23 protein-coding genes and 1 tRNA gene are annotated in these 25,592 nt (G+C 71.2%); 9 read left to right on the top strand and 15 right to left on the bottom strand.

Annotation, left to right across the window (positions count from 1 at the left end):
* The first annotated feature begins 13 nt into the window (after positions 1-13).
* Both IE252_RS26630 and IE252_RS26625 read left to right on the top strand, forming a co-directional pair.
* A complete protein-coding gene (locus IE252_RS26630) occupies positions 14-733 on the top strand; it encodes an ABC transporter permease (protein WP_190091995.1) in 720 nt (239 codons plus the stop codon).
* A 73-nt stretch (positions 734-806) separates the two neighbouring features.
* Positions 807-1,481: a rhomboid-like protein gene (locus IE252_RS26625; protein ID WP_190091994.1), complete on the top strand. Its 675-nt coding sequence runs from the start codon at positions 807-809 to the stop codon at positions 1,479-1,481.
* 153 nt (positions 1,482-1,634) lie between these two features.
* On the opposite strand, the gene IE252_RS26620 is transcribed toward IE252_RS26625, so the two are convergent.
* The 9 genes from IE252_RS26620 to IE252_RS26580 all read right to left on the bottom strand — a co-directional run bounded on the left by IE252_RS26620 (position 1,635) and on the right by IE252_RS26580 (position 11,398).
* Positions 1,635-2,456 carry an HAD family hydrolase gene (locus tag IE252_RS26620; protein WP_190091993.1) on the bottom strand — a complete coding sequence of 274 codons (822 nt, stop codon included), beginning with the start codon at positions 2,454-2,456 and terminating at the stop codon, positions 1,635-1,637.
* Complete coding sequence (serS, locus tag IE252_RS26615) at positions 2,453-3,742, bottom strand: serine--tRNA ligase (RefSeq protein ID WP_190091992.1); 1,290 nt, start codon at positions 3,740-3,742, stop codon at positions 2,453-2,455. Before serS ends, IE252_RS26620 begins: the two co-directional genes overlap by 4 nt.
* Before the next feature lie 562 nt (positions 3,743-4,304).
* Positions 4,305-5,240 carry a prephenate dehydratase gene (gene pheA, locus IE252_RS26610; RefSeq protein ID WP_101389213.1) on the bottom strand — a complete coding sequence of 312 codons (936 nt, stop codon included), beginning with the start codon at positions 5,238-5,240 and terminating at the stop codon, positions 4,305-4,307.
* A 71-nt stretch (positions 5,241-5,311) separates the two neighbouring features.
* Positions 5,312-6,592, bottom strand: coding sequence for an iron uptake transporter deferrochelatase/peroxidase subunit (gene efeB / locus IE252_RS26605; RefSeq protein ID WP_190091991.1), 1,281 nt, complete (start codon positions 6,590-6,592; stop codon positions 5,312-5,314).
* A gap of 11 nt (positions 6,593-6,603) precedes the next feature.
* The gene (locus tag IE252_RS26600; RefSeq protein ID WP_190091990.1) at positions 6,604-8,532 is read right to left on the bottom strand and encodes a copper resistance protein CopC; all 1,929 of its coding nucleotides are present in this window, start codon (positions 8,530-8,532) and stop codon (positions 6,604-6,606) included.
* Positions 8,533-8,554: 22 nt separating this feature from the next.
* Positions 8,555-9,013, bottom strand: a complete 459-nt coding sequence (locus tag IE252_RS26595; RefSeq protein WP_190091989.1) for a copper chaperone PCu(A)C — start codon at positions 9,011-9,013, stop codon at positions 8,555-8,557.
* A complete protein-coding gene (locus tag IE252_RS26590; RefSeq protein ID WP_190091988.1) occupies positions 9,010-9,666 on the bottom strand; it encodes an SCO family protein in 657 nt (218 codons plus the stop codon). Before IE252_RS26590 ends, IE252_RS26595 begins: the two co-directional genes overlap by 4 nt.
* 38 nt (positions 9,667-9,704) lie before the next feature.
* Positions 9,705-10,442, bottom strand: coding sequence for a YcnI family copper-binding membrane protein (locus IE252_RS26585; RefSeq protein ID WP_190091987.1), 738 nt, complete (start codon positions 10,440-10,442; stop codon positions 9,705-9,707).
* 116 nt (positions 10,443-10,558) lie between these two features.
* Complete coding sequence (locus IE252_RS26580) at positions 10,559-11,398, bottom strand: hypothetical protein (protein ID WP_190091986.1); 840 nt, start codon at positions 11,396-11,398, stop codon at positions 10,559-10,561.
* A 250-nt stretch (positions 11,399-11,648) separates the two neighbouring features.
* On the opposite strand from IE252_RS26580, the gene IE252_RS26575 reads away from it, so the two are divergent.
* Positions 11,649-12,113 carry an ATP-binding protein gene (locus IE252_RS26575; protein ID WP_067162271.1) on the top strand — a complete coding sequence of 155 codons (465 nt, stop codon included), beginning with the start codon at positions 11,649-11,651 and terminating at the stop codon, positions 12,111-12,113.
* A 95-nt stretch (positions 12,114-12,208) separates the two neighbouring features.
* Here IE252_RS26575 and IE252_RS26570 read toward each other — a convergent pair whose 3' ends face one another.
* Entirely contained in the window at positions 12,209-13,675 is a 1,467-nt protein-coding gene (locus IE252_RS26570) for an aminopeptidase P family protein (RefSeq protein ID WP_190091985.1), read from the bottom strand.
* Between the two features lie 148 nt (positions 13,676-13,823).
* The gene (locus IE252_RS26565) at positions 13,824-15,326 is read right to left on the bottom strand and encodes a PP2C family protein-serine/threonine phosphatase (protein ID WP_190092151.1); all 1,503 of its coding nucleotides are present in this window, start codon (positions 15,324-15,326) and stop codon (positions 13,824-13,826) included.
* A 414-nt stretch (positions 15,327-15,740) separates the two neighbouring features.
* Here IE252_RS26565 and IE252_RS26560 point away from each other — a divergent pair, with 414 nt between their 5' ends.
* Positions 15,741-16,424: a bifunctional DNA primase/polymerase gene (locus IE252_RS26560; RefSeq protein ID WP_190091984.1), complete on the top strand. Its 684-nt coding sequence runs from the start codon at positions 15,741-15,743 to the stop codon at positions 16,422-16,424.
* Between the two features lie 192 nt (positions 16,425-16,616).
* Positions 16,617-17,297, top strand: coding sequence for a hypothetical protein (locus IE252_RS26555; protein ID WP_229848803.1), 681 nt, complete (start codon positions 16,617-16,619; stop codon positions 17,295-17,297).
* Between the two features lie 218 nt (positions 17,298-17,515).
* Here IE252_RS26555 and IE252_RS26550 read toward each other — a convergent pair whose 3' ends face one another.
* The 3 genes from IE252_RS26550 to IE252_RS26540 all read right to left on the bottom strand — a co-directional run bounded on the left by IE252_RS26550 (position 17,516) and on the right by IE252_RS26540 (position 20,243).
* Positions 17,516-18,481 carry a DUF5926 family protein gene (locus tag IE252_RS26550; RefSeq protein WP_190091983.1) on the bottom strand — a complete coding sequence of 322 codons (966 nt, stop codon included), beginning with the start codon at positions 18,479-18,481 and terminating at the stop codon, positions 17,516-17,518.
* 179 nt (positions 18,482-18,660) lie between these two features.
* A complete protein-coding gene (locus IE252_RS26545) occupies positions 18,661-19,296 on the bottom strand; it encodes an ATP-binding protein (RefSeq protein WP_190091982.1) in 636 nt (211 codons plus the stop codon).
* Positions 19,297-19,415: 119 nt separating this feature from the next.
* Positions 19,416-20,243: a glycerophosphodiester phosphodiesterase gene (locus IE252_RS26540; RefSeq protein ID WP_190091981.1), complete on the bottom strand. Its 828-nt coding sequence runs from the start codon at positions 20,241-20,243 to the stop codon at positions 19,416-19,418.
* A 252-nt stretch (positions 20,244-20,495) separates the two neighbouring features.
* Here IE252_RS26540 and IE252_RS26535 point away from each other — a divergent pair, with 252 nt between their 5' ends.
* Together IE252_RS26535 and IE252_RS26530 are read left to right on the top strand one after the other, a co-directional pair.
* Positions 20,496-22,088 (top strand): trypsin-like peptidase domain-containing protein, encoded by a 1,593-nt coding sequence (locus IE252_RS26535; protein ID WP_190091980.1) that lies wholly within the window; start codon positions 20,496-20,498, stop codon positions 22,086-22,088.
* A gap of 109 nt (positions 22,089-22,197) precedes the next feature.
* Positions 22,198-22,282, top strand: a tRNA-Ser gene (locus IE252_RS26530).
* Positions 22,283-22,397: 115 nt separating this feature from the next.
* Here IE252_RS26530 and IE252_RS26525 read toward each other — a convergent pair.
* Complete coding sequence (locus IE252_RS26525) at positions 22,398-23,369, bottom strand: bifunctional DNA primase/polymerase (RefSeq protein WP_190091979.1); 972 nt, start codon at positions 23,367-23,369, stop codon at positions 22,398-22,400.
* Between the two features lie 502 nt (positions 23,370-23,871).
* On the opposite strand from IE252_RS26525, the gene IE252_RS26520 reads away from it, so the two are divergent.
* Positions 23,872-24,177, top strand: a complete 306-nt coding sequence (locus IE252_RS26520; RefSeq protein ID WP_190091978.1) for a hypothetical protein — start codon at positions 23,872-23,874, stop codon at positions 24,175-24,177.
* A 240-nt stretch (positions 24,178-24,417) separates the two neighbouring features.
* Positions 24,418-25,581: an acyl-CoA dehydrogenase family protein gene (locus IE252_RS26515; protein WP_190091977.1), complete on the top strand. Its 1,164-nt coding sequence runs from the start codon at positions 24,418-24,420 to the stop codon at positions 25,579-25,581.
* Positions 25,582-25,592: the final 11 nt, after the last annotated feature.

The following is a 25,592-nucleotide window of genomic DNA, read 5'->3' as shown; positions in this document are numbered from 1 at the left end:
AGCTGTGAGCGTCATGTACAACCCCACAGTCGCCCGGCTCACCTACCGGGCCCTGCTCGGCCGCCGCCGGGCCGCCATCCTCTGCGTGCTGCCGGTGCTGCTGATCGTCATCGCGGCGGCGGTCCGGTCCTTCAGCGGCGCCGACGACCAGGTCGCGGCCAATCTGCTCGGCGGGTTCGCGCTCGCCACGATGGTCCCGCTGATCGGTGTCATCGCGGGCACCGGAGCCATCGGGCCCGAGATCGACGACGGCTCGATCGTCTATCTGCTGGCCAAGCCGGTGAAACGCCCGACGATCATCTTCACCAAGCTGATCGTGGCGATCGCGGTGACCATGGCCTTCTCGGCCGTCCCCACCTTCATCGCCGGAATGATCCTCAACGGCAACGGCCAGCAGATCGCGATCGCCTACACGGTCACGGCCCTGGTCGCCTCGATCGCGTACGCGGCGGTCTTCCTGCTCCTGGGCACGGTCACCCGGCACGCGGTGGTCTTCGGCCTGGTCTACGCACTGGTCTGGGAGAGCCTGTTCGGCAACCTGGTCCCGGGCGCGCGCACGCTGAGCGTCCAGCAGTGGTCGCTCGCCCTCGCCGAGCGGATCGGCACGAACGGCTTCATCACCTCGGACGTCGGCCTGCCGGCCGCGGTCGTCCTGCTGACGGCGGTCACGGTCCTGGCGACCTGGTACGCGGGCCAGAAGCTGCGGACGCTGAAGCTGGCCGGGGAGGAGTGACGCCAGGGGCGGGCGTCACCCTCCCGATACCCGGGCGGCGGCCCTCGGGCCCCGCCCGGGTCATCATCGAGGGATGACGACGCTTCACGGTCCGGGCACGCGCCGGACCCCCGAGCCGGCCCGGCCGGTGCGGGCCTGGGTGTGTTCCTCGCCGGGGACGCACATCTGGCTGCTGGTCATCGCGATCACCAGCATCGTCATCGAACTGTCCAGCCAGGGCCTTGAGCACTATCTGCTGCACCGCAACAGCAGCAACATCCACGAGCTCACGAAGCACCCCGCCCAGTCGCTGTTCACCAGCGCCTTCTGGATCGAGAACCCGTCCTCGTTCCTGCTCTACCTGGTGCTCTTCGAGCTCGTCCACGCGCCCGTGGAACGCTGGATCGGCACCCTGCGGTGGCTGATCGCGGTCGCCGCCGCCCATGTCGCGGCCACCCTGGTCAGCCAGGAAGTGGTGCTGTGGAGCATCAAGAACCACGAGGTGCCCAAGCGGATGGCGCACGTCGTGGACATCGGGGTCAGTTACGGTCTCGCCGCTTCGGCGGGGCTGCTCGTGTACCGGCTGCCGCGGCCGTGGCGGTGGCTCTACCTCGCGTGCGTGGTCGCGTTCTTCGGGATACCGCTGCTGACGGGGGGCACCTTCACGGACATCGGGCACGGAGTCGCGCTGGCCATCGGGCTGGCCTGCTGGCCGCTGACCAGGGGTAAATCAGTAGCTCCGAACGGGCGTTCGGTGCACAGTGGTTGAGGGCCCCAGGGCAGACCGCTTCGAGCGCGCCACAGGCGCGGGTCACCCCGGGGACGGGATCGGTAAGGGGCGTCCACCCACGGTGGACGCCCCTTACATAACAGCTAACGGCTGACAGTCACCGCTAACCGCTCACAGCCCGCGCGGACCCGCTCACGCGCCCAGCAACTGCTCCAGCACCACCGCGATCCCGTCGTCCTCGTTGGACGCCGTGATCTCGTGGGCGACGGCCTTCAGTTCGTCGTGGGCGTTGGCCATGGCCACGCCGTGCTCGGCCCAGCCGAACATCGGGATGTCGTTGGGCATGTCGCCGAACGCGATCGTGTCCGTCGACCGGCAGCCCAGCCGGCGCGCGGCCAGCGACAGGCCCGTCGCCTTGCTCAGGCCCAGCGGAAGCAGCTCCACCACGCCCTCGCCCGCCATCACCACGTCGACCAGGCTGCCGACGAGCTGGCGCGCGATCCGCGCCAGCTCGTCGTCACCGAGCTCCGGGTGCTGTATGTAGACCTTGTTCAGCGGCGCCGCCCACAACTCGGCGACCTGGTCGAAGGCGACGACCGGCAGCGAGCCCTCCTGGACCCGGTAGCCGGGGCCGACCAGCACCTCGCCGTCGAGCCCGTCCCGGCTCGCGGCCAGCGCCAGCGGGCCGACCTCGGCCTCTATCTTCGACAGCGCGAGCCCCGCCAGCTGGCGGTCCAGCGTTACCGACGTCAGCAGCCGGTGCTCGCCCGCGTGGTAGACCTGCGCGCCCTGGCCGCACACCGCGAGGCCCTGGTACCCCAGGTCGTCCAGGATGTGCCGGGTCCAGGGCACCGCGCGGCCGGTCACCACGATGTGGGCCGCGCCCGCCGCGGTGGCCGCGGCGAGCGCTTCACGGGTGCGCTCCGAGACGGTCTCGTCGGAGCGCAGCAGCGTCCCGTCCAGATCGGTCGCGATCAGCTTGTACGGGAACGGCTTCCCCGGGGCGGTGCTCACTTGGCGATGGGCTCCAGCACCTCGCGGCCGCCCAGGTACGGGCGGAGCACGGCCGGGACGCGCACCGAGCCGTCGGCCTGCTGGTGGTTCTCCAGGATCGCCACGATGGTGCGCGGCACCGCGCACAGCGTGCCGTTCAGCGTCGCCAGCGGCTGGACCTTGCTCTTGCCGTCGGCGTTGTCGCGCATCCGCACGGACAGCCGGCGCGCCTGGAAGCTGTCGCAGTTGGAGGCCGAGGTCAGCTCGCGGTACTTGCCCTGCGTCGGGATCCACGCCTCGCAGTCGTACTTGCGCGAGGCCGAGGCGCCCAGGTCGCCGGTGGCCACGTCGATCACCTGGAAGGGCAGTTCGAGGCCGGTCAGCCACTGCTTCTCCCAGTCCAGGAGCCGCTTGTGCTCGTTCTCGGCGTCGTCCGGGTGGACGTACGAGAACATCTCGACCTTGTCGAACTGGTGGACCCGGAAGATGCCCCGGGTGTCCTTGCCGTACGTACCCGCCTCGCGGCGGAAGCACGGCGAGAAGCCCGCGTAGCGCAGCGGCAGCTTCTCCGCGTCGATGATCTCGTCCATGTGGTACGCGGCGAGCGGGACCTCGGAGGTGCCGACCAGGTAGTAGTCGTCCTTCTCCAGGTGGTACACGTTCTCCGCGGCCTGGCCGAGGAAGCCGGTGCCCTCCATGGCGCGCGGGCGGACCAGCGCCGGGGTGAGCATCGGGATGAAGCCGGCCTCGGTGGCCTGCGCGATCGCCGCGTTGACGAGCGCGAGCTCCAGGAGCGCGCCGACGCCCGTCAGGTAGTAGAAGCGCGAGCCGGAGACCTTGGCGCCGCGCTCGACGTCGATGGCGCCCAGCGCCTCGCCGAGCTCCAGGTGGTCCTTGGGCTCGAAGCCCTCGGCCCCGAAGTCGCGGATGGTGCCGTGCGTCTCCAGGACGACGAAGTCCTCCTCGCCGCCGACCGGCACGTCCTCGTGGACGATGTTGCCGAGCTGGAGCAGGAGGTGCTTGGCCGCCTCGTCCGCCTCGTTCTGCTCGGCCTCGGCGCTCTTGACGTCGGTCTTGAGCTGCTCGGCCTTCTGCAGGAGCTCGGCGCGCTCCTCGGGCGTGGCCCTGGGGATGAGCTTGCCGAGCGCCTTCTGCTCGGAGCGCAGCTCGTCGAAGCGGACGCCGGACGACCTGCGCCGCTCGTCGGCTGAGAGCAGGGCGTCGACGAGCGCGACGTCCTCTCCACGGGCGCGCTGGGAGGCGCGAACACGGTCGGGGTCCTCACGGAGCAGGCGAAGGTCAATCACCCCTCCAGGCTACCGGTGCGGATCCCTGGCACCCCACCGGATATCCCCGCCACGCCCGTTCCGCGTGTCGGTTTGCCCGAATTGACCGTATTGAGAAATCTGGTGGAGAAATTCCGGGACGGGCGTCAATAAAGCCCGTCCTTTTCCCTGAAAAGGGGTGCTTTCCGGACTTCGGTTGACCGGACTCCCTTGCATCCCAAGGGACTTGTCCACAGAAGCGCACAGGCCGGGAAAGTTATCCACAGGGTGTGGGGAGTTCTTGTGGACTGCCCGCAAGATCCCTTCCGTGGTGCGGTGCGGGGCCAAGGATTCCCAGTTCGAGCCTGCGCCACACACTCATTCGGGTGGGAATTGCTCGCTCTAAAGAGTTCATCGAGGGAATTGGGGTGACATCGCCCTTACTGATCTTCTGTGGACGGATGAGTCGTCACTAGAGGTATTTGTCGACTCTGTCCGGTTGCGTTGTCGACTTACCCACAGGTCGAGAAGACAGCCTGTGGATAACTTTGTGGACAGTGAAAATCAGCAGGTAGGACTGGAGGGGGACCGGTGGAAAACCCGCTCAGGCCCGGCCGTCCTGGCTGCGCGCCAGCCACTCCGCCGCCGCCACGAACTCGGCGTCCGAGGTCCCCGGCCGCGCCGTGCGCACCTCGTCGGCCGTCACGCCCGCACGCGGGTACGAGCCGAGGAAACGCACCTTCGGGCAGATCCGCTTCAGCCCCATCAGCGCCTCGCCGACGCGCCGGTCCGAGATGTGGCCCTCGGCGTCCACCGCGAAGCAGTAGTTGCCGATGCCCGCGCCCGTCGGCCGGGACTGGATGAGCATCAGGTTGACCCCGCGTACGGCGAACTCCTGGAGCAGTTCGAGCAGCGCGCCCGGGTGGTCGTCGCCCAGCCAGATCACCACGGACGTCTTGTCCGCCCCGGTCGGCGCGGCCGGCCGGGCCGGGCGGCCCACCAGCACGAACCGCGTCTCCGCGTTCTCCGCGTCGTGGATCTCGGTGACCAGCGGCTCGAGTCCGTACGTCGCCGCCGCGAACTCGCCCGCGAACGCCGCGTCGAACCGGCCCTCCTGGACCAGCCGGGCGCCGTCCGCGTTGGACGCGGCCGACTCCCACAGCGCCTCGGGCAGATGCGTGCGCAGCCAGTTGCGCACCTGCGGCTGGGCCACCGGGTGCCCGGTCACCGTCTTGACGTCCGACAGCTTCGTCCCCGGCCGCACGAGCAGCGCGAAGGCGATCGGCAGCAGCACCTCGCGGTAGATCATCAGCGGCTCGCCGGAGGCCAGCTCGTCCAGGGTCGCGGTGACCCCGCCCTCCACCGAGTTCTCGATGGGCACGAGCGCGGCCGCGGCCTCCCCGTTGCGTACCGCGTCGAGCGCGGCGGGCACCGACACCATCGGCACCAGCTCACGGGTCGCCGCCTCCGGCAGCGTGCGCAGGGCGGCCTCGGTGAAGGTGCCTTCGGGACCGAGATACGTGTATCGCGTGGCGGACATACTCGTCACCCTAATGGCCTGCCGTCACGGGCGAGGGCCGTCTCGAACGGTCGGGACCCACCGGTCACGGCTCATGACTCCAGCAACAGCTGACCCACGTACTCGCCCGCGCGCGGGCCGCCGGGCACCGCGAACAGACCGCTCGACTCGTGCCGGATGAACGCCGACAGCGCGTCGCCCCGGTCGAGCTTGCGCTGCACCGGTACGAAGCCCCGCAGCGGGTCGGCCTGCCAGGCGACGAAGAGCAGGCCCGCGTCCGGCACCCCGTCCGCCGAGATCCCGTCGTGGTACGAGAAGGCGCGCCGCAGCATCGCGGCGCCGCCGTTCTGCTCGGGCGCGGAGATCCGGGCGTGCGCGTTGTCCGGGATGACGAGCTTGCCGTCCGGGCCGAACTTGTCGAGCTCCATCGCGGTCGTCTCGGTACCGCCCGAAAGAGGGGCGCCGTTCGCCTTCTTGCGGCCGATCACCTGCTCCTGCTGGGCGACGGGCACCTTCTCCCAGTCGTCGAGCAGCATCCTGATCCGGCGCACCACCGCGTACGAGCCGTTCGCCATCCACGCGGGCTTGCCGCTGTCCGGGACGAAGATCCGCTTCTCGAAGTCGCGGTCGGCGGGCTTCGGATTGCCGGTGCCGTCGATCTGGCCCATCAGATTGCGGGCCGTCATCGGCTTCTTCGTGGCGCCGGGCGTCCGGTTGAAGCCGTTCATCTGCCAGCGCACCCGGGCCGCCGCGCCCGCGTCCTTCTGGAGCGCGCGCAGCGCGTGGAAGGCCACCAGGGCGTCGTCCGCGCCGATCTGCACCCACAGGTCGCCGTTGGAGCGCCTGGGGTCCAGCCGGTCCGAGGAGAAGTCCGGCAGCGGGTCCAGCTCGACCGGGCGCTGCGCCACCAGGCCCGTACGGTCGAAGAAGGTGCGGCCGAAGCCGAACGTGACGGTCAGCGAGGACGGGCCCGCGTCCAGCGCGACCCCGGTGTCCGCGCCCGTCGGCTCGCCCGCCATCAGCGCCTTCGCCGTCGCCGACCAGCGCCGCAGCAGCGCCGCCGCCTCCTTGCGACCGGCGCCGGGCGCGAGGTCGAAGGCGACCAGATGGCCGACGGCCTGAAGCGGAGTGGAGATCCCCGCTTGGTGTTTCACGTGAAACGGGACCTCGGTGGCGCCGACCGAGGACAGCTCGGGGCTCCCCGAACCGTCCGATTCGACGGCGGCGTGGACGAGCGCGCCGCCCGTCGCGCCCAGCGCGACTCCGGCCGCGCCCGCCGCTCCCACCGTGCCGAGCAGGCGCCGACGGGTCATGTCGACGGGCGCGGCGGTGCTGTCGGTGCTCTGGTTGATCTCGTTGATCTGGTCGGTCATCTGGTCCGTACTCAGCCGATCTTGATGTTCTTGTCGACGGTGACCTGGTCGATGTCGGAGGTCCGCACGGTCACGGACACCTGCCAGTCGCCCGGCATCGGGAGCTGGACGCCGGTCGCGCTCCAGTGTCCCCGGGTGATGCGCTCGGGCGCGACGGGCAGCGGGCCGATCGCCTTGGCGGTCAGCGTGAAGGCGACCTTCACCTCCGGCGCGTCCAGCGGCTTGGCGGCGGCGTCGTCCGTCCACACGTGCATCTCGTTGGCGCCGGTGCGGCCCGGGTCCAGAGTGAGGCGGACCGTGCCCTTGCCGTTCTTGCCGCCGGTGTCGAAGGGGATGCGGAGGCTGATCGGCCGGTCCGGCACGGCCACCTGGGTGGTCGACTGGGCGGCGGCCGCGGCCTCCTGCGTACGCCCGGGCTCGGTCGACGACAGGATCGTGGCGGCGGCGAGCACCGCCACCGCGACCCCGGCCTCGGTGAGCACCGAGCGCCGCAACCCCGACCGCTGCGGGTCGGCGTCGCGGATGCGCTTCTCGCGCGCGACCGTCATGGCGGCCTGCTGGCGGGCCAGCTGCTGGGCGCGCTTGCGGTCGGCCGGGCCCTTGGCGTCGTCCGGCACGGTCACCGGCTCCGGCTCCTCGGTGAGCTCCGGCTCGGCCGCCCGCTGTTCCACGATGGTGGCGGCCTCGGCCTCGGGAGCCGCGTGCTCGGAGAGCTGCCCCGTCCAGCGGCGGGAGATGTACGCGGCGGAGAGCAGCACCGCGATCAGCCCGACCTTCACCAGCAGGACCTGCCCGTAACCGGTCCCGGTGAGCGCGGACCAGGAGCCGACCTGGCGCCAGGCTTGGTAGACGCCGGTCGCGGCCAGGACGGCCACGCTCCAGAAGGCGATCCGGGAGAACCGCTGCACCGCCGCCCGCTCCACCGCGGGCGTCAGGTGCAGCGCCACCAGCAGGGTCGCGAGCCCGCCCAGCCAGGTCGCCACGGACAGCAGGTGCACCACCGCGACGGGCATCGCGAGCGCCGTCTGGATGCCGGTCGAGGCGTGCTCGGCCAGCGCCCAGGTGGCGGCGATGCCGGCGGCCACCACGAAGCCGCCGATGGCGAGCCCGTAGGTGAGGTCCTTCTTCTCCTCGTTCTCGCGCTTGGCGTAGGCGCCGAACAGTACGGAGATGAACAGCGCGGCCGCGCTGAGCAGCAGGAGCCGGGAGCTGAGCGCGGCACCCGACTTGGTCTGCAGGACCGCCTTGAGCCCGTCGAGGTCGAAGGCGTCCGCGAGCTCCCCGGAGCCGGTGTAGGGGGTGCGCAGGAGCAGCAGCGCGATGGTGGCCGCGGTCATCGTCAGCCAGCCGCCGACGACGAGCCGCTGCACCGGGCGCACCGAGGCGCCCCGCTGCCAGCAGGCCAGGACGAAGGCGCCGCCGCCGGTGAAGAGGATGAAGCCGGCGTACGCGGCGTAGCGCATGGTGTCGTAGAGCGCGCCGACCAGACCGCCGCCGACGTCCGGGGCGGACAGCGAGACGGAGGTCTTGGAGGGGGCGCCGATGGAGAAGGTGAAGGCGCCCGCGACCGGGTGGCTGTCCGCCGAGACGGCCTGCCAGGCCACGGTGTAGGTGCCCTTGGGCAGTCCGTCGCGCAGGCTCACTCCGTACTTCACGATGGAGCCGCTGCACAGGTTGAGCAGTTCGCCGGTGTCGGCGCGCTTGCCGTTCGGGTCGAGCACCCGGATGGACTTGTTGTCCATGGCGACCTGCTCGGAGAAGGTGAGGTCGACGTCCTTGGGGGCGGAGGCGACCACCGCCCCGTCCTTCGGGTTGGTCGCGGTGACCGCGGCGTGCGCCGAGGCGGGGGACGCGGTCGCGAACACCGCGCCGAACAGGGCCGCGGCGACGAGCAGCAGCCGGGTCAGGGCGGTTCCGAAGCGTGGGGCGGTGGCCGTCATCGTCTGTTCAGTCCCTCATCCCTCAGTGGTGCTTCGGGTTGTAGGTGGATTCCTTGACCGGCAGTTCGACCTTGACCGTGCCGGTCTTCTCGAAGTGCAGCTCGATGGAGACCTTCTCGCCCTGCTTCGGCTTCTTCTTCAGACCCATGAACATGATGTGGCTGCCGCCCCGTTCGAGGTCGAGCCGGCCGTTGGCCGGGATGTCGAAGGACTTCACCTCCTGCATCTTCTGGCTCTTGGTCTCGTGGATCGTGACGTCGTCGGAGATGTCACTGGTGACCTTGGTCAGCTTGTCCGCGGTCTTGCTGTCGTTCTTCACGACCAGGAAGCCGCCCGCCATGTCGGCGCTGACCGGCTGCGGCATGAAGGCCTGGCTGACCTTCAGGTCCGGCTTGCCGTCGGAGCTGTCGGACGAGCAGCCCGCCAGTGCCAGCCCGGCGGTCAGGGCTATCGCGGAGGCGAGGGTGGTGCGGCGGTTCACGGGTTTTCTCCAAGAATGATCTTCGGCAGGTCCTTCGTGTAGTCCTCGGCGGTGGTGCTGTCGCCGTACAGGACGTACCCCTGGTCGGTCTTCGGCGAGAAGGCGATGACCTGGGCGCCGTGCATCGACACGACGTTCCCCTTGTCGTCCTTCGTCGCCGGGTCGATACCGATGCCGATCGAGCGGGCCCCGGCCTGGATGGTCGGGAAGTCACCGGTCAGACCGATGAACGACGGGTCCTGCGCCTTGAGCCACTTGCCGAGCGACTCGGGGGTGTCCCGGTCGGGGTCGGTGGTCACGAAGACGACCTGGAGCTTGTCCTGGTCGGCCTTGGGCAGGTTCCGCTTGGCGAGGGCGATGTTGCTCATCGTCAGCGGGCACACGTCGGGGCAGTGGGTGTAGCCGAAGTAGATGAGGGTCGGCCTGCCCTTGGTCCGCTCACGGAAGTCGAACTTCTTGCCCTGGGTGTCGGTCAGGACGAAGTCCGGCTTGGTGAACGGCCGGTCCAGGACGGTGGCGGCCTTGTTGCTGGTGTCGGCGGAGACATCGGTGACGGGGCTCTTGGCCTTGTCGTCGCTGCCACCGCACGCGGTCAGGGTGAGCGCCGCCGCCACCGCGAAAGCGATGGCAGCGGGCACGTACTTGGTGCGCATGGGAAGAGTTTCCGGTCGAGGGGAGGGACCTGGCGGGATCACGCGGCCCGGCGGCGCCCGGCGAGCACGCCGAAGGCCACACCGGCGACGCCGACGACGATGCCCACGACACCGAGAGCGCGCGCGGTGTTGTCGGTGTCCTTGGAGTCCGAGGCGGCCTCGGTCTTCTTGTCGTCGTGCCCGGCCATGTCGTCGTCCTTCTTGTCGTCGGACGCGGGCGCGGCACCACCGTGGTGGTCGGCGGAGGCGGCGGACAGCGCGAGCACCGGCGCCGGGTTCGCCGGCTCCTCGGCGCCCTGCTTCTGCTCCTCGATCCAGCGGACGGTCTCGCCGTTGCTGTACGTCTGGACGGCCTTGAAGACCAGCTTGTCGGTGTCGGTGGGCAGCGCGCCGATGGAGAGCGGGAACTTCTGGAAGTAGCCGCTCTCGATCTTGCCGCCGCTCCAGGTCACCTTGGTGACGGCCTCGTTGATCTGCTTGCCGTGCACGGTCAGCGGCTTGTCGAGCTTGGACTTGGTGACCTCGACGGTCCAGCCCGGCAGGGCCTGGGGCTGCACGGACGCCAGCGGGTGGTCGGCCGGGAAGTTCACTTCGAGCTTCACGGTCTGCGCGTCGTCGCGCTCGTTGGGCACCTTGAAGTTGACGACGGCGTAGCCGCCCTTCGCGGCCGATCCCTCGGGCTGCACGCTGACGTGCGCGAGGGCGGGGCCGGCCAGCATCACGACGGACGAGGCGGCGACGGCACCGACGACGGCGACACGGCGGGAAACGTTCATGGCTCAGACACTCCAGTCAGCAGGAAGGTAGGGGTGACGGTCCGCGGCGCGGATGCGCGCGGACTCCACGGACCACTCCTGGGACGGGTGTCGTCTGGTCGGGTGAGTGGGCCGCGTCAGGCTGCGAGGGTGAACACGGCGGGCGGCCCGCGCCTGATCACCGAGTGCTGGAGCGCTTCCCCGGCCGGCGGCAGGGGGGTGGCGAGCCGCGCGAGCACAAGGCGCGGGCCGTGCCCGGGCGCCCCGGGCAGACCGGCGAGCAGAGCCCGTACGAGCCCGAGGGCGGCGCGCAGCGAACGTGCGCACGCCCCTTCGGCGGCGGTGGTGGCGGCCTGGGCGGAGAGTCGCACCAGACGGAAGAGCGCGGCCTCGCCGCGCCGCAGCAGCCAGCCCGTCAGCAGCGCGGCCAGCAGATGGCCGAGGAGCATGGGGAGGGACGGGAGCAGTCCGGTCATGGCGCCGTGCGCCGAGACAGAATCGGCCATCCCGGGCATTCCGGCCATGGGGCCGTGTGCGGCGGAGGCGGCACCGGAGGGCGGGCGCAGGCCCGCGTCGGTGACGATCCGCCGTGCGTCCGAGGCCGTCAGCTGGGCCGACGCGGCCGGGCCGCAGACCAGCTTGGCGGCGAGCCGCAGCAGCGAGGTGTCGCCGGTGGCTCCGTTGCCGGAGGCGGCGGCGGTGTGCTGGCCGATGCCGAACAGGGTGTGCAGGCCGAGCTGTCCGGCGGCCAGGGCGCCCGCGATGGACGGCAGCGAGCGCTCCCGTCCGGCGAGCGGCGCGGCGACCGCGAACACCCCGAGGAACCCGGCGAGCAGCGTCCACCACGGGACCGTCGCGCAGGCCGCCAGGACGTGCCCGAGCGCGGACAGCACGACGCAGACCGCGGCGAAGACCGCGGCCCTCAGCAGCCGGAGACCGGCTCCTGCGTCGGTGTGTCGGGCGTGTCGGGCAGACATGGCGGGGCCATCATCGCACCAGCCTTACCCGTCCCATACGGCAGGTCCACAAGGTGCCGTATTCCTGTGATGATCACATTCTTCCCCGCCTGTCCGGAACCCGACGGGTGGCCGGGCGCCGCGTCCATACACCGGCAAGGGGAGCGCACACATCCGCCGAATGAGCGCTATCACGTCAAGTCCGTGCTTACGAACCACGGGTTGCGGCAATACGTAGGGGTATGTCGAGCCGCAGCCAGGAGGCCGGAGCATGAGCATCTGGTGGTCACTCCATTTGCGGCGCGAGGCCGCGAGCGTTCCGCTCGCACGTCGTCTACTGCTCGGCACCATGGAGACCGCTGGCGTCGATCCGGACATCTCCTACGACCTGTCGGTCGCACTCGGCGAAGCCTGTGCGAACGCGGTCGAGCACGGAGGGGACGAAGGATCCGGCACCTCGGCGGCGTACCGGGTGACCGCGTATCTGGATGGCGAGAAATGCCGTATCGAGGTCGCCGACTCGGGGCCGGGCTTTCCCGTACGACGAGGCCGTCGCACCGCAGCACGGATGAACAGCACATTGGGCTCCGCCATGGCGGAGCACGGCAGAGGACTCTGTCTGATCGAACAGCTCGCCGACCACGTCCACTTCGGCAACCGGCCGGGCAGAGGCGCCGTGGTGAGCTTCGACAAGATCCTGAAGTGGCGGGAAGGCGCCCTCCTCAACGTCTCGTGAACACGACCTCGTGAACACGACACGGGTGTGAGCGGTGGTACGGGAAGAGCCCGGCCACCCCGAAGGGCGACCGGGCTCCGGCACTCGCGGCGGCGTCAGCCCTGCTTGACCCGCGCCATCCACGCCTCGACCTCGTCGGCCCGGCGCGGCAGCGAGGCCGACAGGTTCTCGTTGCCGTCCTCGGTCACCAGGATGTCGTCCTCGATCCGGACGCCGATGCCCCGGTACTCCTCGGGCACGGTCAGGTCGTCGGCCTGGAAGTACAGACCGGGCTCGACGGTCAGGCACATGCCCGGCTCCAGGTCGCCCGCGACGTACGTCTCGGTGCGCGCGGCGGCGCAGTCGTGGACGTCCATGCCGAGCATGTGGCCGGTGCCGTGCAGGGTCCAGCGGCGCTGGAGGCCGAGCTCCAGGACCTTCTCCACGTCCAGGTCGCCGAACAGGCCCCACTCGACGAGCTTCTCGGCGAGGACGCGCTGGGCGGCGTCGTGGAAGGCGCGGTAGGGGGCGCCCGGCTTCACCGCGGCGATACCGGCCTCCTGGGCCTCGTACACCGCGTCGTAGATCTTCCGCTGGAGCGGCGAGAACGTGCCGTTGATCGGCAGCGTGCGCGTGACGTCGGCGGTGTACAGCTCGTTGGTCTCGACGCCGGCGTCGAGCAGGAGGAGCTCGCCCGGGCGCACGGCGCCGTCGTTGCGCACCCAGTGCAGAGTGGTGGCGTGCGGGCCGGCCGCGCAGATCGAGCCGTAGCCGATGTCGTTGCCCTCGACGCGGGCGCGCAGGAAGAACGTTCCTTCGATGTAGCGCTCGCTGGTCGCCTCGGCCTTGTCGAGCACCTTGACGACGTCCTCGAAGCCGCGCGCGGTGGCGTCGCAGGCCTTGCGCAGCTCGGAGACCTCGAAGGCGTCCTTGACCAGGCGCGCCTCGGACAGGAACTCCCGCAGCTCCTCGTCGCGCTCGGCGGTGACCTTGTCGGTGAGTGCCGCCTCGATGCCGGCGTCGTGGCCGCGCACGGTGCGGACCGGGCCGGTGGCCTCCTTGAGCGCGGCGGCCAGCTCGCGGACGTCCTTGGCCGGGATCCCGAGGAGCTGCTCGGCCTCGCCCAGCGAGTGGCGCCGGCCGACCCACAGCTCGCCCTGGCCGTCCAGCCAGAACTCGCCGTTCTCCCGGTCGGAGCGCGGCAGCAGGTAGAGCGTCGCCTCGTGCCCGTCGCCCTTGGGCTCCAGGACGAGCACGCCGTCCTGGGTCTGGTCGCCGGTGAGGTACGCGTACTCGGTGGAGGCGCGGAAGCTGTACTCGGTGTCGTTCGAGCGGGTCTTCAGGTTGCCCGCGGGGACCACCAGGCGCTCGCCGGGGAAGCGGCGGGAGAGCGCGGCGCGGCGGTCGGCGGTGTGCGCGGCCTGGGCGATCGGCTCCAGTCCGTGCAGCTCGGTGTCGGCCCAGCCGGACTTCATGTTCTCGGCCAGCTCGTCGGACACGCCCGGGTACAGGCCGTTCTTGCGCTGCTTGATCGGCTGCTCTTCCGACTCTTCCGGGGTCTCCGGGGTGAGCTGCTCGGCCACGGTCTGCCTCCACTTAGTACGACATTGGACCTCCGTCCATCGTACGGGCGGGTGGAAAACGAGCCAGGGCCGTAGGACCTGTTACACCCCGTAGGCGACCGCTACCGGGGCCGCGGCCCTTGCCCCGCCTGCCGACCCGCCCGGGCCGCTACTCGAAACGGGCCGCGAGCAGCACCACGTCCTCGCCGCCGTCCGACGCGTCGAGCCCGTCCGGCAGCACGGTCCGCAGCACGTGGTCGGCGATCGCGCCCGGGTCGTCGCGGGCGGCCCTCGGCACGCTCGCGGCCGCCGCGTGGAGCCGCGCGAAGGCCCGGTCCATCGGGTCGCCGGTGCGGTGGAGCAGCCCGTCGGTGTACAGCAGCACCGTTTCTCCGGCCGCGGGCTGGATCTCCACGCTGGGCGCCTCCCAGCACGCCAGCATCCCCAGCGGCGCGGAGAGCGAGGTCTCCACGTACTCGGTACGGCGCTCGCCGACGATCAGCGGCGGCGCGTGCCCGGCCCCGGCGAGGACGATCTTGCCGCGCGCGGGCTCGCAGTACGCGAAGAGCGCGGTCGCCGAGCGGGCCGGCTCGGTCAGCCGCAGCAGCAGTTCGAGGTCGGAGAGGACGGCGACCGGGTCCTCGCCCTCCATCACCGCGTACGCCCGCAGGCTGGCGCGCAGCCTGCCCATCGCGGCGACGGCGCTCGGCCCGGACCCGGTGACGGACCCGACCGCGAGACCGAGCGCGCCCTCGGGCAGCGGCAGCGCGTCGTACCAGTCGCCGCCGCCGCGCGGCCCGGTGCGGTGGCGGGCGGCGAGCTGCACCCGGGCCACCCGGGGCAGTCGGCTGGGCAGCAGCTCCTCGGTGACGGTGGCGAGCCGGGTGCGCGCGCGGTCCAGCTCGACGAGCCGGGCCACGTGCTCGGCGGCCTGCCGCACATAGAGCCCGACGAGGTGGCGGCGGCGCTCGGGCGGCTCGGCGGGCTCGTCGTAGAGCCAGACCACCGCGCCCATGCGGTCGCCGGTGTCGGTGGTGAGGGGCAGCGCGTAGCTGGCGGCGTAGCCGAGCCGGGCGGCGACCTCGCGGTGGCGCGGGTCGGGGCCGGGGCCGGGGCCCGCCTCGCCGACCAGGTCGGAGCCGCCGTCGGCGTCGGGGAGGCCGTCGAGGATCCTGCCGTACGGGGTGGCGCTGCGCGGGACCGTCTCGATGTGGCCGAGGTCGGCGTGGGCCAGGCCCAGGCCTGTGGTGACCGCGGGGCCCAGACCGTCGGCGGGCTCCAGGACGACCAGGCCGCGGCGGGCGCCGACCAGCGCGGCCCCGGCCCGCAGCAGCTCGTTGAGGGCGTCGTCGAGCACACAGGTGCGGGAGAGGCGCTCGGTGAGTTCGTGCAGCGTGGTGAGGTCGGAGACCCAGCCGGCCAGCCGGTCCTGGATCACCGCTCCGGGGCCCGAGGGAGAGGCGGGGGCGGATGGGGACAGAGGCGCAGAAGTGTGCGCGGGGGGCGGAACGGCTGGATCGATTCCAGCCACTTTCGGCAGGTGTGGGGCGCTCATGGCAGTCGGCTTTCCGACCGGTCGATTCTGCTCAATAGCATCGCAAACCCCCATGTCAATCTGCGCCGCCATCAATGCATCCAGATGTACACGCACAAGTAAGGGGATGTCCAGCATTGTCATAGCGGGATTGTTGGTGTCCAGGGGGTGTTCAACTTGGCGGAAAAATGCCCCCTATGGCCCCTCTCTGGGGTCGACTGAGGGCGTTCAAGAGCGCGTCATATCGAGCGGGTTGGGTACGTACTCGGTGATGGCCAGGGGCAGTTGACGGTGTCCCGGAACCCGGCGGCGGGCCAGGGCGTCTTAACAGCCGACAGCCGCGCCCCATCCCCGAGTGGCGGGGTTTTTTGCACAAGGGACGGCAAGCGCCACGCGCACGCCACCCCTCGCCATGCGTTTAATGGTCACAGCCCACGCTCGGTCCTGACGGGTTACCCGTACCGCAGGCTCGCAGAGCATGTACGCGCAGTGAAGTGATGCACACATGGTGTGATGTGGACCTCGGCGTTCAACGGAAAGGAACGAGCGCTCATGCGCGAGATCCTCGGAAGGCGACGCAGGCTCCGGTTCCGGCGCAGTGAAAGGGCTGCTCAGCTTGGCGCCGCGCTGACCTGCGCGACCGAGTGGAAATGGCCCGTACTCCCAGGTGTGGGACTCAAGGCGGCCGGCGGCCGCGGTGACCGGGGCCGCGGCTGTGCCTGTCCCGACCCCGATTGCGCCGTCCCGGGGGCGCACCCCTTCGACCCGGGGCTCCTCGCGGCCTCGACCGACGAACGCCTGGTGCGCTGGTGGTGGACCAACCGCCCGGCCGCCCCCGTGCTCCTCGCGACGGGCGGCACGGCGCCGTGCGCGGTGAGCCTCCCGGCGGTCGCCGGGGCGCGGGCGCTCGTGGTGCTCGACGAGATGGGCATCCGGCTCGGCCCCGTGGTGGCGACGCCCACCCGGTGGTCGCTGCTGGTGGCTCCGTACTCGATGGAACGTCTGGGTGACCTCCTCTACTCCAAGGACTGGGTGCCGAGTTCGCTCCGCTTCCACGGAGAGGGTGGGTATCTGGTGCTGCCCCCGTCCGAGACGGGCACGGGGCAGGTGCGCTGGGAGCGGGCTCCGCTGCCGGGGTCGGCCAGGCCCTGGCTGCCGGATGTGGAGGCGGTGGTGGACGCGCTGGTCGCGGCGTCGACCAGCGCACCGGACGGCGGGTCCCGGCTCGCGTACTGAGGCTGGTGCCCCGGCCGCGTACTTGGTCAGCGAACGGGGCGGGCGCCGAGTTCCCGCCGGAACCCGGTGTCACTCGTTCGGGTGTGAGAGCGCCCCACTTGTACGGGAAACGGGCGCGCGGATCACCGGGCGCCCGGTTTCCGTCGCTATCTTCGGCCCACCGCAGGAATTCCATGGGATGGGTGGGCCGCCGTGAACCTCCGCATGATCGGTATCGGGGCCGTGGTGGTGTTCACGGTGCTGCTGCCGCTGGCGGCTTCGGCCGGACCGGCCGAAGAGCCGGAGCCGACGGGGGCCGAGTCCGCGGGCGGCGATCCCGCCCGGACGGATCCCGGTCTTGCCGAGGCGGCGGACTCCGTGGGAGAGCATGCGGCGGGGGCGGATTCCGTGCGGCCCGAATCCGGTGGGCCTGGTTCCGGCGGAGCCGATTCCGTACCGGGCGACTCCGTACCGGATGACGCGAAGCACGTCCCCCACGCGCGCGTGGGCGATGTGCCCGTCGAGCCGGCCGCCCACTGCGGGCCCGAACTCGTCTCGCCCGACGGCGTCGAGGCGCAGACCTGTGTGCTGACCGAGGGGCACGACGCCTGGGCGCGCACCTACTACCGCAATGCCACTGGCGGACGGTTGCGCTCGGTGCTCACACTGATGGGTCCGGGCGGCCACACCGTACAGACGAACTGCGCTGTCGGTGCGGGAGATCAACCGGGAGTGTGCGAGACGCCGAGAGAGCCCGCGAGGGGAAAACCTGGCGCGTACTCGGCGGTCGCGGAGTTCGCCGGAACGGGCGATGAGGCGCCTCTGCTGCTGCGCTCCGGGTCCAATGCGGCCGACGGTGCGGCGCTCAACTCGGCGGCGGACGCGGCTCGTTGAGAGGCAAACGGCCACGTGGGCGCGGGCGGCGAACCGGAAGAGGAAATGGAAGGGCCCGATCGCTGGCGACGGGGGATGCACCAGCGACCGGGCTCTTAGAACGGTAACAAGAGATCTGTCATTCGCAAATTCGATCTCGGTTATTCGGACACCGATTTATCTGCGACTACCGGGAGTTGTGACGCGGGTCACCTGTCCCGTGACAGGAATGGTCACGCTCAGCTCAAGGTCACCTGGCGGTTGGTGAGACCGCCGCGCGCCCTGCGCTCCTCCGGCGTGAGCGGCGACTCGTCCGCCAGCGCCGTCGCGAGCCGCTCCGCGAACGCGGCGGCGGGCTTCTCGCACTCCTCGGCCGTCATCGCGCTCGGCAGGTCCCAGACCGGAACGGTCAGACCGTGCGCCCGGAACGAGCCGACGAGCCGGGTGCCCTCGCCGAGCGAGGAGGTGCCGGCCGCGTGCAGCCGGGCGAGCGCGTCCAGAAGGCGCTCCTCCTCGTGCGGCATGACCCACCGGAGGTGGTTCTTGTCGGGCGTCTCGCACCAGTAGGACGAGTCGACCGACGTGAGCCGTACGGTCGGGATCGCGGCCGCGTTGGCGCGCTCCAGGGAGGCGGACACCTCCGGGGTGGCGTTCTCCGAGTCCGGCACCCAGAACTCGAACCCGCTGTGCACGGCGGGCTCGAACGCGGCGGCCGGGTCCAGCAGGTCCTGGAGGCGCGGGCCCTGCGGGTCGACGCGCTGGGCGGCGACCGGCGTGCCCGGCTCCGCCGTCAACGCGCGCGTGAGCGTGTCCGCCAGGTCGCGGCTGATGTCGCCGGACGGCGTGTCGTTCTGCAGGCCGAGCAGCACCGAGCCGTCGTCGCGGCGCAGCGCGGGCCACGCCATTGGCAGGACGGTCGCGAGCGTCACCGACGGCACGCCCTCGGGCAGCCCGTCCTTGAGGGTGAGTTCGACGGTCGCGGCGGGGACCAGCTCGCGCAGCGCGACCCAGTCGCACTCGCCCGCCAGGCCCTCGAACGGGCGCTGGACCAGCTCGGTCACGGCGTGCGAGGCGGCCCGGCCGTGGCAGGCCTTGTAGCGGCGGCCGGAGCCGCACGGGCAGGGCTCACGGGCCCCGACGACCGGCACCTCCCCGTCCTTGAGCTGCGGCGCGGCGGCCTTCGTCTGGGGGCGCTTCTTGGCCATGGTGTGGCTCTCTCCCGACTGCGGTGGTGCGGTGTCGCTGTGTCGGGCGCGAGCCTAGTCGTACGGGTCGGCAACCGGCGTACGGCTCGGTACAAGTCGCACGGTGCGGTCCGCGTACGGAGGTGAGGGCCGGGTCCTACGGGTGGCTGCGCTGCCGGGGCCCCGACGGCGTCCCGGGCTCAGTCCAGGTCGTCGAAGACGTCCGCGAACTCCAGGCCCGGCATCGCCACGCGCGCGACGAAGTCGTCCGGGGCGGGCCCGCGGCCGTTCTCGCGGCCCTGGGCGCGGTCGTACCCGGCGGTGATGATCACCCAGACGGTCACCTCGCCGGACGCGCTGTCCCGTACGCCCCAGTCCTGGGCGAGCGCGCTGATGATGTTCAGACCGCGCCCCCCGCGCGCGGTGACCGAGGGCGTGGCCGGAATCGGACGGGTCGGGCCGCCGCCGTCGGTCACCTCGACCGTCAGCCGGCCCGCCTTGTCGATGCGCCAGGCGGCCCGCACGTCCCCGTCGCCCACGTCCGCGCGCCCCAGCGGTCTGCCGTGCCGGCAGGCATTGCTGAGCAGTTCGGACAGGACCAGTACGGCATCGTCCACGACCGGCTCGGACACCCCGCTGCCGAGCAGTTGCTCTCGCATCCGGTGTCTTGCCTTGCCCACGCCCGCAGGGCCGTGGGGCACGGCCATGCTCGACGACGTGGGCACCTCCTGTGCCACCACCAACGCCACCCCCGAGACCTCCTTCACCCCACGCCACGGTGTGGATGCCCCAATGGACTGGACCGGAAACCGGCCAACCGGCGTCCGGTGACGCACTCGTAACGATCGAATACGGACCGAACGCGCCGGTGCACTCCCTGTCACCAGTATTACTGGTGACACGAGTGGGGAGGACGACTACGCAAGCGGCACTCCGAGAGGCCTCAAGGATGTCCTTACAGGCGTCCCAACTGGTGCAGAACCTGCTTCGGGCGGTTGGTGATGATGGCCTCGACCCCTAGGCGTACGCACAGTTCGACGTCCTCCGGCTCGTTCACCGTCCAGACGTGGACCTGGTGGCCCGCCGCGTGCAACCGGTCGATGTAGCCGGGGTGATTGCGGACGATCCGCATGCCGGGGCCCGCGATCCGGGCGCCCGCGGGCAGCCGTCCGTCGCGCAGCCGGGGCGACAGGAACTGCATCAGATAGACGGTCGGGATGTCCGGCGCGGCCGCGGCGACGCGGTGCAGGGAGCGCGCGGAGAAGCTCATGATGCGTACGGGCGAGGTCTCGCCGGCCGGCGGCGGCTCGGTCAGGCCGAACCGCTTGAGCAGGTGCAGCAGCCGGTCCTCTACCTGCCCGGCCCAGCGGGTGGGGTGCTTGGTCTCGATGGCCAGCTCGATGCGGCGGCCCGCGTCCGCGACGAGCTCCAGAAGCCGTTCGAGGGTGAGGACGGAGGTGAAGGACGGGTCGCCCCAGTCCGGGCTCTCCTCGCTGTCCTTCCAGGAGCCGAAGTCGAGCGCAGAGAGCTCGGAGAGCTCCAGGGCGGAGACGGCGCCGCGGCCGTTGGAGGTGCGGTTGACGCGGCGGTCGTGGACGCAGACGAGATGGCCGTCGGCGGTGAGCCGGACGTCGCATTCGAGGGCGTCCGCGCCGTCCTCGATGGCCTTCACGTACGCGGCGAGGGTGTGCTCGGGCGCGTCCTCGGAGGCGCCGCGGTGGGCGACCACCTGGATGGAGGCCCGGTGGGGCGTATGACTGTCGTGCTGCCGTGCTTGGGTCACCGCGTCATCGTGCCACTGCGGAGGGGGTGAAGGGCGGCTTGCGGGTGGGCGCCCGGTCGCCGGGAGCACGAATACACAGCTCCTGCTTACAGTGGCCTGACAGCTTGTGGGAAAAGCTGAGCCCTGACATGTGCACACGTCCGCACCGTGCGATACGCGATTGTCGGACCCCTGACGCACCATGGTCGGTGTCGCGTCCCCAAGTCGAAACATACCGACCCCGAGACTGAGTGGAACCGAGGAGAGAGAGCTGTGAGCACCGAGAACGAGGGCACCGCGGTCCCGGCCGTCCCGCCTGCCCCGTCGTCAGCACCGCCCGCGCCTCCCGCCCCTCCCGTGACGTCTGAGGAGGCCGCGGCGCCGGCCCCGGCGGCCGAGCCCGCCGCTCCGCAGGCCGAGGCGACGGCCAAGTCCCTGACGGCCGAGCCTCCGGCCACGCACGCGACGCCGGAGCCGACGGCCGCTCCGGAGGCGGCGAGTGGGTCGGAGTCGGCCTCCGTACAGGAGACGGCCTCCACGCACCACCAGCCCGCGCCCGAGGCGCACGAGCCCGTCACCGCGCCGCTGCCCGGCGGCCCGGTGCACGCCGATCCGTACGGCGGGGCGCCCGTCACGCACGCGCAGGCGCCCGTCGGCGGCTGGCCGACGCCCCCGCCTGCGCTGCCCGCGTACGGCGGCGGAGGCGGCGGCCCGGTCTGGGGCGCGCCCGTGCCCGAGCCGCAGCGCCCGCGCCGTCGCGGCGGCCTGGCCGCGGCCGTCCTGGTGGCCGCGCTGGTCGCGGGCGGCGTCGGCGGTGCCATCGGCTACTGGGCGGCGGACCGCGAGGACAGCTCCGGCGGCTCCACCACGGTCTCGGCGTCCGACACCCCGAAGGACTTCAAGCGCGACCCGGGCACGGTCGCGGCGGTCGCCGCGAAGGCGCTGCCGAGCGTCGTGACGATCCAGGCGGAGGGCAGCGACGGCGAGGGCGGCACCGGCACCGGCTTCGTCTACGACCGCGAGGGCCACATCGTCACCAACAACCACGTGGTGGCCTCCGCCGCCAACAGCGGCAGGCTGACGGCGACGTTCTCCAACGGCAAGAAGTACGACGCCGAGGTGGTCGGCCGGGCACAGGGCTACGACGTGGCCGTCATCAAGCTCAAGAGCGCCCCGTCCAACCTGGTTCCGCTCGCCCTCGGCAACTCGGACCAGGTCGCCGTAGGCGACTCGACGATCGCGATCGGCGCGCCCTTCGGGCTCTCCAACACGGTCACCACGGGCATCATCAGCGCCAAGAACCGCCCGGTGTCGTCGAGCGACGGCGCCAACTCCAAGGCGTCGTACATGAGCGCCCTGCAGACCGACGCCTCCATCAACCCGGGCAACTCGGGCGGCCCGCTGCTCGATTCGCGCGGCGCGGTCATCGGCATCAACTCGGCCATCCAGTCGGCCGGCAGCGGCGGCTTCGGCCAGTCGCAGGCGGGCTCGATCGGCCTGGGCTTCGCGATCCCGGTCAACCAGGCGAAGAACGTGGCGGAGCAGCTCATCAAGACCGGCAAGCCGGTCTACCCGGTGATCGGGGCGACCGTCGCCATGGACGAGAAGGGCCAGGGCGCCAAGATCTCCCAGCAGGCGTCCGGCGGCACCGCGGCCGTGGTCGCGGGCGGGCCGGCGGACAAGGCGGGCCTCAAGCCCGGCGACGTCATCACCAAGTTCGGCGACACGGTGATCGACAGCGGCCCGACCCTGATCAGCGAGATCTGGACGCACAAGCCGGGCGACCAGGTCCAGCTCACGTACAAGCGCGACGGCAAGGAGGCGACGGTCACGGTCACCCTGGGCGAGCGCACGGGCGACAGCTGACCGACGCGGCAACGCGACGGAGGCCCGTCCGCCCCTTGGCCGGGCCTCCGCACCACGAGGCCCCCTCCGCTAGGCTGTAGCAGCCCCGCCGCCGGTCGGCCGGGGCGAGGGTGGGTTGCCCGAGCGGCCTAAGGGAACGGTCTTGAAAACCGTCGTGGCGCGAGTCACCGTGGGTTCAAATCCCACACCCACCGCGTGTACGGGCCGTATGGCCCGTGAAAAAAGAGGTGCCCCGGATGTCCGGGGCACCTCTTTTTGATCTGTGGCTCTGGAATCCCTACGTAGTCCTTGCGTACGTACAACCGCCCTTCAGTACGCCGTCGTCAGCCGTGCCGCCGAGGCGATCGTCGCCCGGGCCTCGCGCTCGGAGAGGCCGGTGTGGATCGCGGCGGCGGTGAGGCGGTCGGCCAGGGCTTCGCCGATGCCGTTCTCGTAGGCGCGGCAGGCGGCCCAGAAGAGGCGGGTGTTGCGCTGGCCCTCGTGGGCGGCGAGGACGAACTGCACAAGCCCGTGGCCCCGGTCTGTGCCGGAGGCGCGAGGGTGATGGGCGCGCGCCGGGGGCGTGAGCAGGTCGAGGAGCGCGTCGGGGCAGGGAGCGGGGGCCAGATGGGCCGTTCCCGGGGCGAGTCGGTAGACGCCGTGGCTGGTCAGCGAGCCGGGGCCGACCAGATAGCCGCCCGCGCCCCGGACGTCGATACCGGGCGCGAGACGGCTCGCGGAGTTGGGGACGACCCGGTCGGGCGGACCGGTCAGCCAGATGTGCCGCCCACCGCTCGGTGTGATCACCACGACGGTCTCCGGGATCGTGAACAGATGCCGCAGCGCCAGGTGTTGGAGGGCCGTCACGGACTCCGGTGGCGGGTCGGCGGCGAGCGGCATGAAGGGCGACGGCGGCGACGGCCGCACCGCCTCCGGCTCGCGCTGGGGCGGGACGGACGGCCCTCCCGCCGTCCCTGCCGGTGAAACCGGCTTCATCGTGTCCAGGTCGATCCCGATGAGGTGGTGCGGCGGCCGCCCGCAGGCGATGCCGTACCCGGTGGCCCAGGGGGCGGCCGCGAACAGCGCGCGTACGGCCGCCGGATCCGTGGTCGCGTCGTGCACCCCGTGCCCCGGCAGCCCGCACTCGCCCCGGCAGAGCGCGGGCTGCGGCTCGTCGTGGTGCGGCGAGCGCAGCGCTGGGAGCTTCGAACGGGACAGCGGAATGACGGGGAGCCCGCGCTCGGCGACGGAGAGAGCGTGGGCGAGGGCCAGGGTGGAGGCATGCCGGTCGATGGTGGCCATGCCTTCCATGTTCGTACGAGTGTTCGAAAAAGGGAAGCGGGAAACGGTTCGGGTTCGCGCCGGGGCGAGGTCGCGAGGAGGGGTGGTGGGATTGGGTGCAGACGGGGCTCGGGCTGACCGGATGAGAGGGCCTGGGGCGGGCGGATGCGGGCCCGGGCGGGGCAGGAGGTGGGTGTGTGGCAGGCGAGGTACGGGCGTCCGTCACCTCGGTGACAGGAGAGTGGCGCGGAAGATTGGCCGAAAACACGCTGAAACGGTTCTCCTCCCGTGAGAGCCGGTGTGTGACGCGGTGCATCTGGGTCGGCGTGAGCGCTCTGGGGTTTTGGAGGCGTGTTAGTGGTTTATCGACATGTCCTCACGCTTGCGGGCGAAAGGCGTCGATGGGACTGGTTCGGCGGGGATTCGGTGGGCAACTCTGATCTCGCGACGTCGCAACAGCGTCCGGGGCGGTCGGCCAACTTCCCTGGAACAAGCCGTACTTCTGGTTCCTGGAGGAATAGACATGACACACATCCGTACCGCCCGCGTCATGGCCGCCGTTGCCGCCCTGCCTCTCGCAGTGGGGCTCTTCGCGGGGGTGGCCGCTGCGGACAACGGCTCCTTCGCGGACCACGGATCGAACGCGGCAGTGGCGACCGTCAACGGGAGTGGCGTCGGGCACGACAACAACGGGAACTCGTCCACCACGCAGCAGCAGGCGGTGGGTTCCGGCGCCTCGAACCAGAGCAACACCGCGCAGGTGAACGGCTCCGCCTTCACGGCCATCCGTCAGGACAACGTGTCGGTCAACTTCACCAACCTCTGGTGAGCCGGGGCCCCTCGGGGTCGGGGTCAGTGGGGTGAACGACTGCCCGGGTGGCGGCGCTGCGGCGCGGCCACCCGGGCGGTTGTGTGTCCGGGGGTGGGTGGACGCGCGTGCGCGCGCGTAGGCGTCGCTGTCGGGTGACGGTGGCCGTGTCGGCATGAGCATTGACAGGGCAGGCATTTCTGACGGACAGTCAGAAACCCCTATCCGTAAGCGTACGTCCGGACTCCGGAGGCCGCCGCCGTGCACCTCGCCCCGACCGAACGCCAGCAGCGCCTGCGCGCCGAACTCCGCGCGTACTTCCGCGCCTTGATGCCGGACGGGGAACTGCTGGACGGCGATCCCGCAGCGCAGCGCGCCCTCCTCCGGCGCATCGGCGCCGACGGGATGCTGGGGCTCGGCTGGCCCGTCGAGTACGGCGGCCAGGGGCGCGGTCCCGACGAGCAGTTCGTCTTCTTCGACGAGGCGTACCGCGCGGGCGCCCCCGTCTCGATGGTCACGCTGAACACCGTCGGACCGACCCTGATGCGGTACGGGACCGAGGCGCAGAAGGCGTACTTCCTGCCCCGGATCCTCGCCGGCGACCTCGTCTTCGCCATCGGCTACAGCGAGCCGGAGGCCGGGACCGACCTCGCCTCGCTGCGGACCCGGGCCGTACGGGACGGCGGTGACTGGCTGGTCGACGGCCAGAAGATCTTCACCTCCAACGCCCAGAACGCCGACTGGATCTGGCTCGCCTGCCGCACGGACCCGTCGGCGCCCAAGCACCGGGGCATCTCGATCATCCTGGTCCCGACCGACGCGCCGGGCTTCTCGTGGACGCCGATCCGCACCGTGGGCGGCCTGACCACGACGGCCACGTACTACGACGGGATCCGCGTCCCGGCCGGGAACCTGGTCGGTGAGGAGAACGGCGGCTGGGGGTTGATCACCAATCAGCTCAACCACGAGCGGGTCGCGCTCGCCGCGATCGGCATGCAGGCCGAGGATTTCTACGAGGCGGCGCTCGCCCGCGCCCGCACCCCCGATCCGGTGACCGGGCGGCGCAGGGTTGACGAGCCCTGGGTGCGTTCCAGGATCGCCGAGACGCATGCCCGGCTGGCGGCGAATCGCCTGCTCAACTGGCGTTTGGTGGGGGATGTGGGGGCGGGTTCGCTGGCCCCCGGCGACGCGAGCGGCGTGAAGTTCATGGGAACCGAATCGGCCGTCGAGGTGTATCGAATGTGCCAGGAGATCACGGGGGAAGCGGCGCTGGTGCGGCGGGGTTCGCCGGGCGCGGTGGGGGACGGGGAGCTGGAGCGGATGAACAGGGCGGCACAGATCAACACGTTCGGGGGCGGGGTGAGCGAGGTGCAGCGGGAGATCGTCGCGACGATGCGGCTCGGGATGAAGAGGGGGCGGAGGTAGTGGGCGAGAAC

Origin of the sequence: Streptomyces melanogenes (genome assembly GCF_014649795.1) — a bacterium.
GTDB classification, from domain to species: Bacteria; Actinomycetota; Actinomycetes; order Streptomycetales; family Streptomycetaceae; genus Streptomyces; species Streptomyces noboritoensis.
The sequence above is the reverse complement of the archived record's forward strand: the minus strand, read 5'-3'. Positions and strand labels throughout refer to the sequence as shown.